The organism is Butyrivibrio sp. AE3006, assembly GCF_000424165.1.
GTDB lineage: Bacteria > Bacillota > Clostridia > Lachnospirales > Lachnospiraceae > Butyrivibrio.
In genome coordinates this window covers 83,134-100,115 of sequence record NZ_AUJJ01000003.1, presented here as the reverse complement: position 1 = coordinate 100,115, position 16,982 = coordinate 83,134, and the positions used below count along the sequence as shown (strand labels likewise).

The following is a 16,982-nucleotide window of genomic DNA, read 5'->3' as shown; positions in this document are numbered from 1 at the left end:
ATATATGACAGACAATATTGCAATATCCGTAAAAAATCTGGATGTTGGTTATGACAACAATCTCATTATTAACGATATGAATCTTGATATCCCCAAGGGGAAGATATCTATCATCATCGGCGCAAACGGATGCGGAAAATCCACTCTTCTTAAATCCATGGGCAGAATGATAAAGCCGATTGATGGAGAAATCTACATCAACAATAAAGGTATCAAAAAATACAAGGACAAGGATCTGGCAAAGACAATGGCAATCCTTCCTCAGACTCCCAAATGTCCCGACTCAATCACTGTAAAAGAGCTGGTGGGCTTTGGAAGATATCCTTATCAGTCTGCAATGTGCGGAATGTCCAAGGAAGACAATTCCATTATTGAAGATGCCATCGAAAAAACTGAACTTACTGACTACAAGAACAGAGGAGTCAGCACCCTGTCGGGAGGTCAGCGCCAGAGAGCATGGATCGCCATGACCTTAGCGCAGGATACAGATATAATCTTACTTGATGAGCCAACCACATATCTGGACATGGCATATCAGCTTGAAATCCTCACACTCCTTAAAAAGCTTAATGAGGAGAAGGGCACTACCATTGTCATGGTCTTGCATGAGCTGAATCTGGCCTGTAAGTTTGCTGACAACATAATAGGCCTTAAAAAGGGCAGTGTAATCTGTCAGGGAAGACCCGCTGACGTTATTACTACAGAATGTCTTCATGCGATCTATGGCATCGATGCCTGCCTTGTTCAAAGTGAAAATGGTTATCCTATTTGTATTGATTTTAAGTAAAGATTTTATGGTAGAGATTTTTTAAATATATAATATTGGAAAAAATGATGCCGGAATGATTATAGAAATCGATAAAAAGCAGACTAAAGTAATGTGATGAAATTGTGAAATATATCGCTGTAGAATACGTTAGATTATGTAAAGTGAAAAATTAACTTCGATTAAATTTTTAAGTAATGAGTTGTAAATTGAGTTATAATTGTATTTGGTGCATCAGTTCAGATTTAAACAGAGAATAGATGCATCGGTGTGAAATAGAAGAGGTTTTAGGAAGGGGTTACACAATGAATAAGAAGAAATTTGTTTGGCTTTCATTATTTTTGATGGTGCTTGCACTGACCTTTGGAAAAAAGGATGTGCAGGCAGCAGAGTTTGTTTGCGGATTGACAGAGGACAATATTACCTGGAGTCTATATGATGATGGGACACTTGTGATAAATGGAACAGGCAAGGTAGGAAATAAGAGGCAATACAATGTTTATAAAAACCAGATTAAGAAAATTGTGGTTGGGGAAGGCCTTACTGAGATAGATGGTTTTTCTGATTATACTGCATTAGAAGAGATGGAATTACCTAGCACTCTCACCGGAATAGGGTATAATGCCTTTCAAAGGTGCAGCAGCCTTAAGGAAGTAAAGGTGCCGGAGTCAGTTACATGGATTGGAAGATTTGCATTTTCAGAGTGCACAAGTCTTGAGAAAATTAATTTTCCGGATTCCCTGGTTATGCTTTGGTATAGTGCGTTTTCTGAATGTACAAGTCTTAAGAGTGCAATATTACCATATTCACTAGGTGAGGTACCGAGTGATGCTTTTAAGGGTTGTACCAGTCTTAAAAAAGTGAGGCTCCCAAGGAAGCTTTCCCAAATTAATAGCAGTACATTCTATGGCTGTACTAATCTTACAGATGTAGAAATGCCATTGGAACTTGATAAAATCTGTGATAATGCATTTTGCGGCTGTCATAGCCTTCAGGGGATAGTTATCCCTGCCAGTGTTAAGAGTCTTGGTGGTAATTGTTTTAGAGATTGCTACTCACTAAGTGATATTGAGATGTCTGATATGCTTTTTAAGAGTCTTACTGATAATGATAAAAAAAATTATTTTGGAAATACAAAATGGTATCTTAAACAAACAGCGCCATTTATAGGAGAATCTAACGGATGCTCCTATGTGATTAATGCTGATGGTAGCATGACTGTAAATGGAAGCAGCGAGTTTAGATTTTATAAGATCGATTGGAGCTACGAAAGCGTGGTAAGCACTCTTATCATAGGTGCAAATGTAAAAAGTGTATTATTTAATGGAACCACTAATATTGAGAAGATAGTCAATAATTCTGATGCTGTGATTGGGCTTCCAACGCCAAAAGGTTATTCCTGGTGTGACATAAATGATCAGTCGTGTAAAATAAAAGAGCTTGGCAAGGGTACTGCTATCAGAGTGGAAGGAGATCTTCCGGAGAAAACTGAAGGAGGTTCTCAGTCAGGTAGTTCGGAGAGTGGCTCTCAGTCCGGTAATAATGGCAATGGCTCTCAGTCTGAAAATGCCGGAAACGGTGATCAGGCAGCTTCCGAAAACGTAAACACACAGCAGGCGGAAGAAACAGGTCTTAAACCGAATGCAAAGGCGAAGATTTCAGGTGGTATAACTGTTCAGGCCAGTGCTGACGGTTCTTCTGTTCGAATTATTTCTGCAGAAAACAAGAAGAAGCTTACAATACCCGCAACAGTTAAGGTTGAAGGTAAAGAATATCCCGTAACAGAGATAGCCAAGAAGGCAGTTACCGGCAAGAAGGTCGCTCAGCTTACTGTCGATGCAAGGAATCTTACTAAGGTTCATAAAGATGCTTTCAAAGGCGCAAATAAGCTTTCCAAGATGACAGTTAAGAAGGCTAAAAAGGGCACAAAGATTGCAAAGCAGCTAGAGAAGGCTTTAAAGCGAGCAAATAAAAAAGCAAAGATCAGTTATAAAAAGTGAGATTTTTAGCAAAAAAAATGGAGAAAGCCTTAACAAATATCAGGTTTTCTCCATTTTCATTTTATTTATTTTACTTTGACATTCTTGGATTTAGACCAGGCGGAGTAGCTCTTTACGTTTTTCCTGAAGTTCTTGTCAGTTGAATATCTGATCTCATAATCTGTAACGTCACTTGCATTTTTGAATGTGACGTCTACCTTTTTGTTCGTAAGAGCTTTTACCTTTGTGATGGAAAATCCGCTAACTCCCTTAAGTCTATTTAAGCATGGAAGTGATTTTTTCTAACCTGTAAATGATAAAAATGAGGGATGCCGGTAGTTCTTTATAAGGGTTACCGGCCAGTGTTATGAAGAAAAGTGTCATGAGGGGTGTTCATCCTTGGGGGATGAGTGTTCTACGTCCGCTAGCGGATCGTAGATAGGGGGCAAGAGGTCTTGTGTGCCTCTTGATGTATTTATAATAATTCGCGAACTTTATTGAACTTTAAAGTTATGTGATGAAATTGTGAAAAAGTTCTGGGAAATCGGGGAAAACAATATTTGACCTCTAGCTAAAGACAGGGAAGAACGCATATTTATTCTGTGAATATGATAAAATAGTAAGGAATTGTTAAGAAAGAAGTTTTGAAATACAGAAGAGAAGATGATTTTTCAGAGGGAGAATAAGTTGAAGGATATTAAAAAAGATCCATTTGACGAATATATAAAAAATTTACCTCCGACTCGCAAGGAGCTTGGGCAGGCGTGGTCTGCAGCTATTGGCTTGCAAGATGTTGATGGATTGAAACCATCAGAATATTTGTATGAGACTGCCAAGAAGAATATTGATGGCGAAATCTCAGTTGACGAAGCAGGAGAGCTTATTAACAGCTACTATGAGAGTAAAGAGGGTCATGTTGAGCATGGTACAGAGGAAGCCGATAAAGTTTCAGCCAGAATTGCAAAGCTCCTTTCATCCAATGCTTTTGTTTTTTCACCTGCGGAATATCTATCAATTCATAAAGAGCTGTTTCAGGGGATATACTCTCATGCCGGAAAACTGAGGGATTATAATATCTCAAAGAAAGAATGGGTTCTTGATGGAGATAGTGTTTCTTATGGTGGAGCTTCGAATCTTCGGGCAACACTAGATTATGATTTGGGGCAGGAGAGAGATTTCCGCTATAATGGACTAACTATGACAGAGGTCATACATCATCTGGCAGTATTTGTATCAAGGCTCTGGCAGATCCATGTATTTGGAGAAGGAAATACCAGGACAACAGCGGTATTTTTCATTAAGTATTTGCGCCAACTTGGTTTTGAAGCTGATAATGATTTATTTGCAGAGAATTCATGGTATTTCAGAAATGCGTTGGTACGTGCTAATTACAATAACATCCAAAAAGGTATATACGAAACCACTGAGTTTCTTGAGAAATTCTTCAGAAATCTGTTGTTAAATGAGAAAAATGAGCTTCATAACAGAGAAATGCATATTAGCGGAAAATTTTTATTGGGTCACGATGACCCGATAAATGACCCAATAAATGACCCAATAAAATCACTGGATATAGATGAAAAATCTAAACAAATACTTGAAATTCTCAGAGATAATCCAGGCATTACAAGGGGCAAAATGGCTGAATTATTAGACTGTTCTGATTCTACAGTAAAAAGGAAGCTTGGAGAACTGGCTGATAGAAATATCATCAGGCGAATTGGATCCAACAAAAAGGGAGAGTGGATTATCCAGAACATATAGAATTTAGAAATGGGGAAAAGTTTTGGAAATAGTTTTAGCTACTGAGAATGACAGAAAACAGGTAATGGATTTATACAATGAGCAAAAGGGCAGGGAGTTTTGTTTTTGGGATGAGGATTATCCATCAGATGAGACCATTGACTTCGACCTGTCCCGAGATGCTTTATTCGTAGTAAAAGAAAATGAAAAGGTCGTAGCTGCAATATCACTTGAAGAGGATGAAGCTGTGGACAGCCTTGACTGCTGGGATAAGAGCATATTCCCCGGCGGAGAGCTTGCAAGGGTTGCGGTTTCCCCATCGCTTCAAAGTAAGGGTATCGGCAGACAGCTCATCGCCCATGGCATGAAAACTCTTAAGGAGCGCGGTTACAAGAGTATTCATTTCCTTGTAAACAAAGAAAATAAAAAAGCCATTTCGTGCTATTCCCACTTTGGCTTTAACGTGGTGGGGGAATGCTTCATGTACGATCAGGATTTTCTTTGCTACGAAAAGGAACTGTAATAACCTTCTTTGTACTGACAAGGCTTCCTCACTACAACGGTCAGAACAGTTAAATCCTGCAAAAATAATGGTTTTTATTGAAAATTAAGGATTTAATGCCCTCTCAATACCCCGCAGCTGTGATAAAATATAACAAAATGGGCTATACGCAAAACAAGGAGGGGGCATGAGCTGGAACGAAAAAATAAACAAAATTCCTTATGGAGGTGACTACAATCCGGAGCAGTGGCCGGAGGATGTTTGGGAGGAGGACATGAAGCTGTTCAAGCAGGCGGGTATTGATACCGTTACGCTGAACGTTTTTTCATGGGCAGCTCTGCAGCCTTCAGAGGATGAGTACAACTTCGACAAGCTGGATAAGATAGTTAAGCTTGTCACTGAAAATGATATGAATATTATCATGGCTACGTCTACAGGAGCACATCCCGCGTGGATGGCTAAGAGACACCCTGATATTCTTAGAGTCGATTATAAGGGCAGAAAGCGTAAGTTCGGCGGTCGCCACAATTCGTGTCCTTCAAGTCCCACATATAAAAAGTATGCGCATAGGCTGGCAACCAAGCTTGCTGAGCACTATCAGCATCAGAGAAATATAATAGCGTGGCATATCTCAAACGAGTTCGGCGGCGAGTGCTATTGCGAGAACTGTGAGAATGCGTTCAGGAACTGGGTTTCCGACAGATATAAGACTATCTATGATGTGAACAAAGCATGGAATACCTCATTCTGGGGACATACCTTCTATGACTTTGATGAGATTGTTGCGCCCAACGAGCTCTCTGAGGAGTTCGAATTCATGGGAAGAGCACACACTGATTTTCAGGGAATCTCCATCGATTACAAGAGATTTATGTCTGATGCTATCCTTGATTGCTACAAGCTTGAGAGAGATGCCATCAAGGAGATCATTCCCGATGCCAACGTAACCACCAATCTCATGGCATTCTTTAAGCCCCTTGATTATCAGAAGTGGGCAAAAGAGATGGATTTCGTATCCTGGGACAATTACCCCGGACCTTCGGATTCACCTGCAAGAATTGCCATGAGCCACGATCTTATGAGAGGCTGCGGAGACGGTGCGCCTTTCGCACTTATGGAGCAGACTCCCAGCGTAACTAACTGGCAGCCCTACAATGCCCTTAAGAGACCGGGTGTAATGAGACTTTGGAGCTATCAGGCTATGGCACATGGTGCCGACAGTGTTCTCTTTTTCCAAATGAGAAGAAGTATCGGAGCCTGCGAGAAATATCACGGCGCGGTAATAGATCATGTGGGAACAGGGAACACCAGAGTTTTCAGAGAGATAACTGCTCTTGGAAAAGAGCTTCGTGATATAGGTAATGCCACCATCGGCATGAGGACTCATTCTGATGTGGCGATCATGTTTGACTGGGATAACTGGTGGGCAGTTGAGTATTCTGCAGGCCCCAGCAAAGACCTGGCTTACAGAGAGCTGGTTGGTGATTACTACGAGTCTCTCAGGAACATGAATGTCAATGTGGACATCATCGGTCAGGATGCTGACTTTAGTAAATACAGAGTTGTTATTGCACCTGTTCTTTACATGGTTAAGGGCGATCTTGACGAGAGGATCAGAAGCTTTGTGGAAAACGGCGGAACCTTCGTGACAGGATTTTTCAGCGGCTATGTTCAGGAAAATGACCTGGTAATAACAGGCGGTTATCCCGGCAAGCTTCGCGATATTCTGGGTATCTGGGTAGAGGAGACGGATTCCTTTGGACCTGATAAGTGCAACAGCTTCAGTTATCACGGACAGCGTTATCCCGCAAGAATCCTCTGTGATCTAATACATCTGGAGACCGCTAAGATGAAGGATGACTACGGATATCTGGAGGATTTCTATCACGGAATGCCTGTTGTCACCAGTAATAAGTTCGGAAAAGGAAAAGCCTACTATATTGCAACCTCATCAGATGAGAGCTTTAGAGCGGCATTTTTATCAGATGTCCTTGCTTCCTCCGGTGTGCATTCACTTATGTACGCATCAGAGGGCGTAGAGGTTACCAGCAGAGAGGATGATACCGCAATCGTCATTTATATTCTGAATCACGGCGATTCAGAGGGTATCTACGAGCTTCACGACGAGGGCATGGAAATAATTAATGGCATAGAATTTGGCGCAGGTATGCACAAGATCGCGCCTAAGGATGTGCATATCATAAAGATTATGAAGTAAGTGCAGCTGATGCATGTTCAGCAGATTGGAGATTTATGGAGGGCAGCATACAGACACTGCGTTTTAGAGCAGAAGAGATACTTGAAGAGCTGACACTTGATGAAAAGATCGGAATGATCCACGGCAACGAGCTCTTTAGAACAAAGGGAGTAGAGCGCCTTGGCATTCCGCCTCTTACAATGTCGGATGGTCCCTGCGGCGTTCGCGCGGATTTTCAGCCGAGCCAGTGGATACCTGTTGGCAATTCGGATGACTATGTTACCTACATTCCCTGCAACAGTGCCATCGCAGCTACCTGGAACAGAAAGCTTTCAGAGAGAGCAGGAAGTGTTCTTGGTTCCGAAGCAAGGGGCAGAGGAAAGGATGTAATCCTTGCTCCCGGTATAAATTTGAAGAGGACACCTCTTTGCGGAAGAAATTTCGAGTATTACAGTGAGGATCCGTTCCTTACATCGCAGCTTGCTTCTGAGTATGTAAAGGGTATTCAGCAGTGGGACGTTGCTGCATGTCTTAAGCATTTTGCCCTGAATAATCAGGAGAGCGGAAGACTTGGCGTGGATGAAGAGATAGATGATGATGTTTTAAATGACCTTTATCTCAAGGTTTTCAAGGATGTCATCGATGCAGCAAATCCCTACAGTGTGATGAGTGCCTACAACAGAATAAAGGGCGAACTTTGCAGTGAGAGTAAGTTCCTGCTTAACGAGACCCTCCGTGAAAAGTGGGGTTATGAGGGCTTTGTGGTATCTGACTGGGGCGCTGTCAACGATACAAAAAAGGCAGCAGAAGCAGCAATAGACTGTGAGATGTCAGTAAGGGATAATTTTGATGAATACAAATTCGCTAATCCTCTTAAGAAGATGGTTGAGGATGGCGAGATTGATGAAGCTCTTATTGATGAGAAGGTAATACATATCCTTATTCTGATGCTGCGCCTTAACATGCTTGATGAGGACAGACTTATAAGAAAGGATGCTCCATACAACAGCTTTGCCGCAAGGGCGGATGTGCTTGATATAGCAAGAGAGAGCGTTGTTCTTTTGAAAAATGAGGACAATACTCTTCCTCTCATCAGACCTTTGATCAAGGATAAAAAGATACTTGTTGTGGGCGAGAATGCTAACCGCACTCATTCCAATGCAGGAGGAAGTGCTGAGATCAAGGCACTCTACGAGATAACTCCTCTCATGGGATTAAAGGCAAGAGTCGGAGGCAGCACAAAGTTCGACTATCTGAGAGGCTATGCAAGCGCATTAAATGTAGAAATGGAAGCAGGCGGCACCAACTGGCAGGCACTCAGCCTTCAGAATTCCGGCGGCAGCACAGCTGATAAGGAAAAAGCAGATGCAGAGCTCAAGGCCTACAGAGAGAAGCTTCGCAATGAAGTTCTAGATGTTTGCGAAGATTATGACCATGTAATTTTTGTGGGCGGTCTGAATCATGATATTGATTCTGAGGGCGTTGACAGAGCAGACTTGGATCTTCCCTACGAGCAGAATGAACTTTTGGAAGCGCTTCTTGAAAAGCGTCCTGACACTGTTGTTGTTATGGTCGGCGGCGGATGCGTCGATATGACAAGATGGCTTTCAAAATGTAAAGCACTTCTTTATATGTACTACAACGGTATGGAGGGCGGAAATGCTCTTGCTGAAGTTATTTTAGGTGATATATCACCCAGCGGACATCTTCCTGAGACCTTCTATTGCAAGAAGGAGGACTGCTCCGGAATATCTGTTGGAGACTTTGGCGATAAGGAGCTTGTTCATTACAGAGAAGGATTTTTCATAGGCTACAGACATACCTGCAAGGAGAATATCCCCGTACAGTTCCCCTTCGGCTATGGACTATCCTATTCGGAGTTTGAGATTTCCGATATTTCATATAATACCGGAAGACATATTGTAAAGCTGACTCTTACAAACAAGAGCGATATTGACGGATCTGAGCTTATTCAGGTCTACAGACTTCCCGATGAGCAGATGCCGTATCTTAGTCTCGTTGGATTTGAAAAGACATATCTTAAGTCAAATTCGTCAATTACAGTGGAAATCCCTGTTTCTGACAGCACAGGAATAGGAAAATATGCAGTTGGAACTAATGCACTTGATCTTCAAGAGGTAAAATAATCGAATCCTATACAGCAAAATTTGCACTTTGTCAAGTACGAGTTTTGAACAAAATGGTTCACTTTTCGTAGTAACGAAAGGTGAACCATATTATATAATAAGGGTATAAAAATACATAATTGAAAGGACTTGTGGATTAAGATGAAACGCTTTATCGCAGGTATGATCCTTCTGGTCATGATTCTGCTGGGCGCTGGGAATATGCATTACAATGTATATGCTGCTACAGCGGATACAGAGGTGATTGCAGAAGATTCAAATAGATATGAGGAACTCGATGATGAGTCCACCGCTGATGCGGATGCTTCTGCTTCTGAAAATTCGGAGGAGGATGCGGAGGTACTTGGAGCTCAGCGAGACGATAATGATAAATTTATCATTTGTGTAGAAATTGCCATCTGTTTGATTTTTGCAGTCGGATTGATTGCAGCAGGAAAAAGCGGGTATGAAAATTAAATATATTATCTAACTAAAAACGCGGGCTGGGGAGCTCGCGTTTTTTCTTTAAATCAATTAAATTTTATCTTATATATTTCCTTTTAATTCTCACCAATGCAGTTATAACCTTTATTGATAAGGATGTTCTCAACTGCGTGGACATCATCGGTATGCATTACCATAATAGGAAGACCGGATTCGCGGTTGAATGACAGATATGTGTAATTTACGTTGATATTGCTCTCGTAAAGAGAATTAAGTATCTTGTCAAAGGCACCGACTTCATCAGGGCACTCAATAGCAAGAACAGAAGTGGTCTTACAGATAAAATCTGCGGCTTTGAGAACCTCAACGCAGCGATAGGGATCGGATACTACCATACGAATGATTCCGAACTCGGCTGTATCATTGGTAACGGATCCTAAGATGTTAATGTCATTTTCTCTAAGGATACCGGTAATTGTCTTGAAGCATCCTTTTTTGTTTTCAGCATAAATAGAAACCTGTTTCAGCATTTTTTTACCCTCCCGATATGTTATAATACAACATGTTGTAAGAATGAAGCAAGGGTATTAGGATTATAGTATGGCTGCAAAGAAGACGACGGATTATCCCGTAAAGCAAAGACAGATTAATGAAGATATAGCAAACGGAAGCTTTAAGCCCTGCTATCTGATTTACGGAGATGAGGCTTATCTAAGGCTCCAGAACAGGGACAAGCTTGAAAAGGCGCTGCTTGGCGGCGGAGATAAGATGAACCTTCAGCATTACGAAGGCGCCAATCTTAATCCTCTTGAGATAATCGATATGGCAGAGACCCTTCCTTTTTTTGCAGAGAGAAGAGTTATAATTATTGAAAACAGTGGCTTTTTCAAAAGCGGATGCCCTGAGCTTGCCGACTATCTGAAAAGCCCATCAGAGACCACAGTTTTTCTCTTTGTGGAATCAGCTGTTGATAAGAGAAAAGATATGTACAAGGCAGTCCATAAGATCGGCCTTGATATAAGCTGCGATACTCCTGACGAGCAGATGCTTGGTCGCTGGATCGTATCAAGACTCGGTGCAGAGAAAAAACGAATCTCTCCAAGAGCTATCGCATATTTTATAAATCGCGTGGGCACCGATATGTCCAATATGGCCAACGAGATGGAGAAGCTTATCTGCTATTGCATTGACAGGGACGAGGTCACAGAGGCGGATATTGATGCTATCTGCGCTAACTGGCTTACCAGCAGGATATTCGAGATGACGGATGCCATCGTTCAGAAGAACCAGAAAAAGGCCATGGATATCTACTACGAGCTGATCGCATTAAAGACAGCTCCTGAGCAGATTCTGGCGCTGATTTCGAGACAGTTTAATCTGCTTCTTATTACAAAAGAGATGACGGAGATGGGACGCCCGCAGAATGCCATAGCATCGGCGCTGTCCTTGCCGCCTTTTATAGCTTCCAAATATATAGGCTGGGTAAAGGGCTATACGAGAGACGGCATCAAGGCTTCTCTTGATATGTGCCTTGAGAGCGACGCAGCAGTTAAATCAGGAAAACTTGACCATACAATAAGTATCGAGATGATCATTATTAAGGCATCATCGAGAACAGAGTAATCGGTTTATATGGTATAATGCTAATTGCAAAGGGGGAATAATGGACTTATGAGAAAACCATTACCACAGGAATTATACAGACACTTTAAGGGTGGGAAATATCAGGTTATCACCATCGCAAGGGATGCTGATACCGGTGAGGAGTACGTAATCTATCAGGCTTTATACGGAGAGTTTACGGTTTATTCCCGTCCTCTTTCAGAGTTTGTTTCAGAGGTGGATCACGAGAAATATCCAAACGCAGATCAGAGAATGCGTTTCGAGCTTTTTACACCGGGACATGACGACACCGCAGATACCATGGATCATGTGGAGGAGAAGAAGGCTGCGCCTGTGAAGAAGGAGGAAGCCAAAGCGATCGTTCCCGAAAAGAAGGAAGAGCCCGAGAAAAAGAGTCTCATAGATTGGGGCAAAAAAGAAGAACCTGAAAAGAAGTCTAACGTGGTTACTCCCGATGAAGGTGCTGTTAACAGTAATTACATGAATCGCACCATTGAGGAAGAGGCTGAGGATTTTGGCATGAATCCTCTTGTGGTTCGTTTCCTTGACGCTGATACATGTGCTGCAAGACTTGAAGTGCTGAACCTCTTAAGACCCGTTGTCACAAACGAGATGATAGATGTGATGGCTATGGCGATTGACACCGAGATCCCCGGGGATGATCCCGATGAGAGATGCGCCGAGCTTAGAGAGTGCCTTCTTACGAAGCAGAGATTTGAAGTATCAAGACTTCGCAGTTAATATAGAGAAATTTTTATAAGGAGATATGGGAGAAGATGAAGTTACTTAGTATTGCAATTCCTTGTTACAATTCGCAGGATTATATGAGGAAGTGCATTGAGTCCCTTCTTGTTGGAGGAGAGGATGTTGAGATTCTGATAGTAGATGATGGTTCAAAGGATGATACTGCCAAGATAGCAGATGAATATGCCGAGAAATATCCTACTATCTGTAAGGCTATTCACAAGCCCAACGGCGGCCACGGCTCAGCTGTAAACGCAGGACTTGAGAATGCTACAGGCTTGTATTTTAAGGTTGTTGACAGTGATGACTGGGTAAAGGAGATCGCATACAGGAAAATTCTTACTACCCTTGAGGAGTTCGTGGGCGGTAATGACAGACTGGATCTTCTTATCAGCAATTTCGTATATAACAAAGAGGGCGAGCAGAGACACAAGGTTATGAGATATAACCGAATGTTCCCTATCGAGGAGCTTTTCACCTGGGATGATGTAAAGAGGGTTTCCATCGGACATTATCTTCTTATGCATTCCGTTATTTTCAGAACAAAGCTTCTTAAGGACTGCGGACTTAAGCTCCCTGAGCACTGCTTCTATGTAGATAACATCTATGTATTTAATCCGCTTCCTTTTGTTAAGACCATGTACTATCTGGATGTGAACTTCTACTATTACTACATCGGAAGATCAGATCAGTCCGTTAATCAGCAGATCATGATCTCTCGAATTGATCAGCAGATCCGTGTAAATAAGCTCATGGTTGACTACTATGTTGAGAACATCGGAATGATCAAGTCCAACAGGAAACGTCATCATTACATGTTCAACTATCTTGAGATCATTACTGCGATCTCCACCATACTTATGCTTGCTTCGGGAACCAGTGAGAATCTCGAGAAGAGAAAAGAACTCATGAATTATATCAAGAAAAAGAGCCTGCTTCTTTACTGCAAGCTCAGATACAGAATCGAGGGTGTATTCGTTTATCTGCCGGGTAAGGGCGGAAGGAAGATCACTCTTGCAGGTTACAAGCTTGCTCAGAGACTGTATAACTTCAACTGATAAAAAGAAAAGATTAATATGAAAACGCCGGCATTTAACTGCCGGCGTTAATTTTTTGTTACATTCTGTAGGTCTTAAGCTTAGCTTCATGACGGGCGTATGCGTTAACGATAAGCTCGCTCTTATAAACCACAAGGTTCATAACGATTGCAAAGAGGACTCCGCCAAGTACATCGATTACTGAGTGCTGCTTGATAAACATTGTAGAGAGCACGATCAGAATACTAAATACCAGTGAGAAACGCTTAATGCCTTTGCCATATCTGCTTGAATTAGCAACCGCGATATGTGTTCCAATGGCATTGTACACATGGATGCTGGGCCAGAGATTAGTGGGTGTATCTGTCATATACAGATGAGAGATCATAGCTGTAAACACGTTATCTCTGGGCATTACCACAGGTCTTAAATACTGAATATTGGGCCATAATGATGAGATTATCAAAAAGGCTGTCATTCCGGTAAAGAGGAATGCTGCATTCTTGAAGAAATCTTCCATGTCATACATAAGCAGGAACATTACGAAGAATATGGCACAATATGCAAACCAACCAAGATATGGAATTATAAAAATCTCTAAAAACGGAATTTTGTCATCAAGTGCTGCATGTATCTCTGTGTAGTGTACTGCATTTGTGTTCTCCAAATGGAAGAACCAGACAAAATAAATAACCGCATATATGAGAACGAATATCGTACATTTGATAGTTTCAAGCTGACGCTCTTTGGTCCAAGGCTTGTCAAAGTACTTCGATAAACTTTTTTTCATTTAAAAAAACACCTTATTAAGTATAGATATTACAAAATGTTACCTTTATGAAGTAATATAGAACAAAGCTGAGGATTTTTCAAACATAAAAGTGACTAAAAATCATTAAATAATTATAAATAATAGGGCGTTTTTACTATATTTTACATGAGCATACTCAGTTTTTTCTGATGGCAGGTAAGTGTTATGTCGCTGGACTTAAGAAGTACCTCGCCGTCTGTGTGTACCCACAGGGGAAGCTCAGTCTTTATCCTGATTTCCTTGGCTTTAATGTGGTGGATGCCCTTCTGGCCGTAGTGTTTACCGATGTAGGCCATGGGAAGCACCTTAAAGGTCTGGGCCATGCTGATATCACCGGCGGCAACCAGCTCAAAATAGCCATCTGAGAGGTCTGCGTCGGGAGCGAAATTAAAACCGCCTCCCTCATAGTGATGGATCATGGCAGCAGCGAATATGAAGTGGTTGATGTGAACCTTGGTGCCATCATCTGTTTCTATGTCGCAGGCAGGCTGCATGGCGTTGACAATCTGTCTCACTGCTATGGAGCCGTAGGTCAGTTTGCCAAGACCGATTTTGTTAAGGAAATTCTTGGTGCCGGAGGAGAGGGCTTCCTCGCATACAGCGGCATCAAAGCCTATTCCGCAGCTTACATCAAAGCGTCTGTCCTCAGCGATTCTATCATCATGGAGCCTTGAGAAGGTCTTTGTCATATTGTTGTAGTGAACATTACCCACATCTATCTGACGTACCACTTCTCCCTTAAGTATGGTCTCAAGAAGCTCGTCTGTGCGCTTTGGAAGGCCCATGTCTCTTACAAAATCATTACCGGAGCCCAAAGGAATAACGCCGATTCTGACATTATCAAAATCCGCGATTCCTGAAATAACTTCATTTAATGTGCCATCGCCGCCCATAACAAGTATGTTTAAGGGGCCGTCAAGCTTGTGATGTGTATCAGATGTAAGGCGGGACACCACACTCATGGCGTGTCCCGGTCCTTTTGTGAATACTACTTTATAGGGAATTCCGAGACTTTTACATCTCTCTTCGAATTTGCTGTAGATATTTTTGCCATTTCCTGATCTGGCAGATGGGTTAACAATACAATAAAACATTTTTCTATCTTTCTTATGTCAGTAATATTTTGTGTGAATAAAAGCAGGGCTCAGCCAAGATCCTGGATGGCTTTTCTCTGACTTATAAGCTTGTCGTAAAGGGGCTTATAATCCATTTTATCTCTGCTTCTAAGGTGCTCTGTGAGCTCATTTATAGTCTCATACAGGGGTGTAAGCGAAAGATTTCCTATAACACCTTTCAGGGCATGAACTGCTTCGAAGGCTCCGTCAAGATTTTCTTCCTGTAAACAGGTTCCAAGATCCTCAAAACGCTCATCGGAAATGCCGAGCTCGATCATCTCAATATAGAAATCCTCCATGCCCATGCATCTCTCTAAACCTTCGTCAACATTTGCTCCAAAAGCTCTGAGTGAATCTATTGTCATTGCGGTCTCTCCTTATCTGTTTAGAAAATTCCGTACATAATATAATTATACAAAAAAATATAGATATTTAATATTTTTTTATATGTTTTTTTCTTTTTAGGCAAAACGTATATGGTACGATTTATGGTAGTGGCACAGGCTTTTTTGTATTTACTTTTCAGCATTTATGCGCATGTAGAAGGAGATCATGATGAAGGATCACACGATTTTGATTGTGGATGATGAAATAGTCTCTCTTCGTATGACCGACAACATTTTATCAAGCGAATACAATACAATTTGTGCATCTTCAGGACATGAAGCCATCGATATCATCGAAAGCGAATCGCCGGACCTTGTTCTGTCTGATCTTCGAATGCCTGAAATAGACGGGTTCAGGCTTCGTCAGATTGTTCAGGAGGAAAAGGGGATAAATATTCCTTTCATGTTCATGACAGCTGATAAGAAGGGTGAGACAGAAAGCAAAGGCTTTTCAATAGGTGCGCTTGATTATATCAGAAAGCCCTTCAGGGCGGACGTTCTTTTAAAGCGCATATCCAATATTTTCACCAATTTAGAACAGATAAAAGGACTTAAGCAGGAAGTGGGCACAGATCCCATGACCGGCCTTTTGAATAAAAAAGCATCCCGGGATGAGATAGAAAAAATCTGTAAAAAGACCGGTGGAGCCCTGATGATGATAGATCTGGACAGCTTCAAGCCTGTTAACGATATCTATGGTCATGACATGGGTGATAAGGTTCTGATCCGCTTTGCGCAGATACTCTGTTCTGCCATTCGCTCCACGGATATTGCAGGAAGAATGGGCGGAGACGAATTCATCATCTATTGTAAAAACATCAACAAAGAAGAGATCATCAGGGAAAAATCAGCCTATATAAACGAGGAGATTGTGCGCTCTGCAAAGGAGCTTATGGGCGAAGATATGACGATACCTCTTGGGGCGTCCATTGGCTGCGTATTTGCACCTGCAGATGGCAAGGATTTCCTCACACTTTTTAAGAAGGCGGATAAGGCTCTATATGACGTAAAACAGCATGGAAAACACGGCTACAAGATTTTCGTGGAGGAAGATGATAGTTCCAAGAATGCAAATGAGAATGCAAAGGGATTGTCTGCTGCAATGATGCTGATGGGTGAGAGAAGTCCCAAGAAGGGTGCCATGGTTCTGACTCCTGAGCAGTTTAAGCATGTTTACAGGTATTTGAACAGAGTGGTTTCCAATTACAGAACCGCTGCCCATGTGCTGTTATATTCCTTAGAGGCTGACGGTGAAGTAAGCGAAGAGGAAGTTACAGATGCCTTCACTGAAATGGTGAGCGGACTATTACGAGAGAGTGATGTTGTAACAAGATACAGCAAAAATCAGGTGATGATAGCTCTTACCAAGGCAGACAGACAGGACATAAAGGTAGTTACAGACAGAATAGAGAAGAACTGGAGCGATACGGAGTTTTGCGATATTTGCACTCTTTCCTGTGAAATGGGGCGCTTTCAGGGAACATGACTTAATGATTGTTGGTGGGACTA

The 16,982-nt window shown here is 41.8% G+C and carries 15 protein-coding genes; 11 read left to right on the top strand and 4 right to left on the bottom strand.

Features of this window, described 5'->3' with window-relative positions:
• Positions 1-4: 4 nt before the first annotated feature.
• The 7 genes from G603_RS0103505 (at position 5) to G603_RS0103475 (ending at position 9,790) form a co-directional block, all read left to right on the top strand.
• Complete coding sequence (locus G603_RS0103505) at positions 5-787, top strand: ABC transporter ATP-binding protein (RefSeq protein WP_026525054.1); 783 nt, start codon at positions 5-7, stop codon at positions 785-787.
• Positions 788-1,071: 284 nt separating this feature from the next.
• Positions 1,072-2,766, top strand: coding sequence for a leucine-rich repeat protein (locus tag G603_RS21270; protein WP_026525053.1), 1,695 nt, complete (start codon positions 1,072-1,074; stop codon positions 2,764-2,766).
• A gap of 675 nt (positions 2,767-3,441) precedes the next feature.
• On the top strand, positions 3,442-4,509 hold the full coding sequence (locus G603_RS0103495; protein WP_026525052.1) for a Fic family protein: 1,068 nt from the start codon (positions 3,442-3,444) through the stop codon (positions 4,507-4,509).
• Positions 4,510-4,531: 22 nt separating this feature from the next.
• Positions 4,532-5,011, top strand: coding sequence for a GNAT family N-acetyltransferase (locus G603_RS0103490; protein WP_026525051.1), 480 nt, complete (start codon positions 4,532-4,534; stop codon positions 5,009-5,011).
• Between the two features lie 166 nt (positions 5,012-5,177).
• Positions 5,178-7,208: a beta-galactosidase gene (locus G603_RS0103485; RefSeq protein WP_026525050.1), complete on the top strand. Its 2,031-nt coding sequence runs from the start codon at positions 5,178-5,180 to the stop codon at positions 7,206-7,208.
• 35 nt (positions 7,209-7,243) lie between these two features.
• Positions 7,244-9,334, top strand: coding sequence for a glycoside hydrolase family 3 C-terminal domain-containing protein (locus tag G603_RS19080; protein WP_051207412.1), 2,091 nt, complete (start codon positions 7,244-7,246; stop codon positions 9,332-9,334).
• A gap of 141 nt (positions 9,335-9,475) precedes the next feature.
• A complete protein-coding gene (locus G603_RS0103475; RefSeq protein WP_026525049.1) occupies positions 9,476-9,790 on the top strand; it encodes a hypothetical protein in 315 nt (104 codons plus the stop codon).
• A gap of 83 nt (positions 9,791-9,873) precedes the next feature.
• Here G603_RS0103475 and G603_RS0103470 read toward each other — a convergent pair whose 3' ends face one another.
• Positions 9,874-10,287: an amino acid-binding protein gene (locus G603_RS0103470; RefSeq protein WP_026525048.1), complete on the bottom strand. Its 414-nt coding sequence runs from the start codon at positions 10,285-10,287 to the stop codon at positions 9,874-9,876.
• A gap of 70 nt (positions 10,288-10,357) precedes the next feature.
• Here G603_RS0103470 and holA point away from each other — a divergent pair, with 70 nt between their 5' ends.
• The 3 genes from holA to G603_RS0103455 are packed head-to-tail and all read left to right on the top strand — an operon-like array spanning position 10,358 to position 13,182.
• Positions 10,358-11,380, top strand: coding sequence for a DNA polymerase III subunit delta (holA, locus tag G603_RS0103465; RefSeq protein WP_051197966.1), 1,023 nt, complete (start codon positions 10,358-10,360; stop codon positions 11,378-11,380).
• Positions 11,381-11,428: 48 nt separating this feature from the next.
• On the top strand, positions 11,429-12,121 hold the full coding sequence (locus G603_RS21265) for a DUF1653 domain-containing protein (protein WP_051197965.1): 693 nt from the start codon (positions 11,429-11,431) through the stop codon (positions 12,119-12,121).
• A gap of 35 nt (positions 12,122-12,156) precedes the next feature.
• Positions 12,157-13,182 (top strand): glycosyltransferase family 2 protein, encoded by a 1,026-nt coding sequence (locus tag G603_RS0103455; RefSeq protein ID WP_026525046.1) that lies wholly within the window; start codon positions 12,157-12,159, stop codon positions 13,180-13,182.
• 58 nt (positions 13,183-13,240) lie between these two features.
• On the opposite strand, the gene G603_RS19070 is transcribed toward G603_RS0103455, so the two are convergent.
• The 3 genes from G603_RS19070 to G603_RS19065 all read right to left on the bottom strand — a co-directional run bounded on the left by G603_RS19070 (position 13,241) and on the right by G603_RS19065 (position 15,452).
• Complete coding sequence (locus G603_RS19070; protein WP_026525045.1) at positions 13,241-13,951, bottom strand: phosphatase PAP2 family protein; 711 nt, start codon at positions 13,949-13,951, stop codon at positions 13,241-13,243.
• A 143-nt stretch (positions 13,952-14,094) separates the two neighbouring features.
• Positions 14,095-15,066: a diacylglycerol/lipid kinase family protein gene (locus G603_RS0103445; RefSeq protein ID WP_026525044.1), complete on the bottom strand. Its 972-nt coding sequence runs from the start codon at positions 15,064-15,066 to the stop codon at positions 14,095-14,097.
• Positions 15,067-15,116: 50 nt separating this feature from the next.
• Positions 15,117-15,452, bottom strand: a complete 336-nt coding sequence (locus G603_RS19065; RefSeq protein ID WP_051197964.1) for an Hpt domain-containing protein — start codon at positions 15,450-15,452, stop codon at positions 15,117-15,119.
• 187 nt (positions 15,453-15,639) lie between these two features.
• Here G603_RS19065 and G603_RS0103435 point away from each other — a divergent pair, with 187 nt between their 5' ends.
• The gene (locus G603_RS0103435; RefSeq protein WP_081667446.1) at positions 15,640-16,959 is read left to right on the top strand and encodes a GGDEF domain-containing response regulator; all 1,320 of its coding nucleotides are present in this window, start codon (positions 15,640-15,642) and stop codon (positions 16,957-16,959) included.
• The last annotated feature ends 23 nt before the right edge of the window (positions 16,960-16,982 follow it).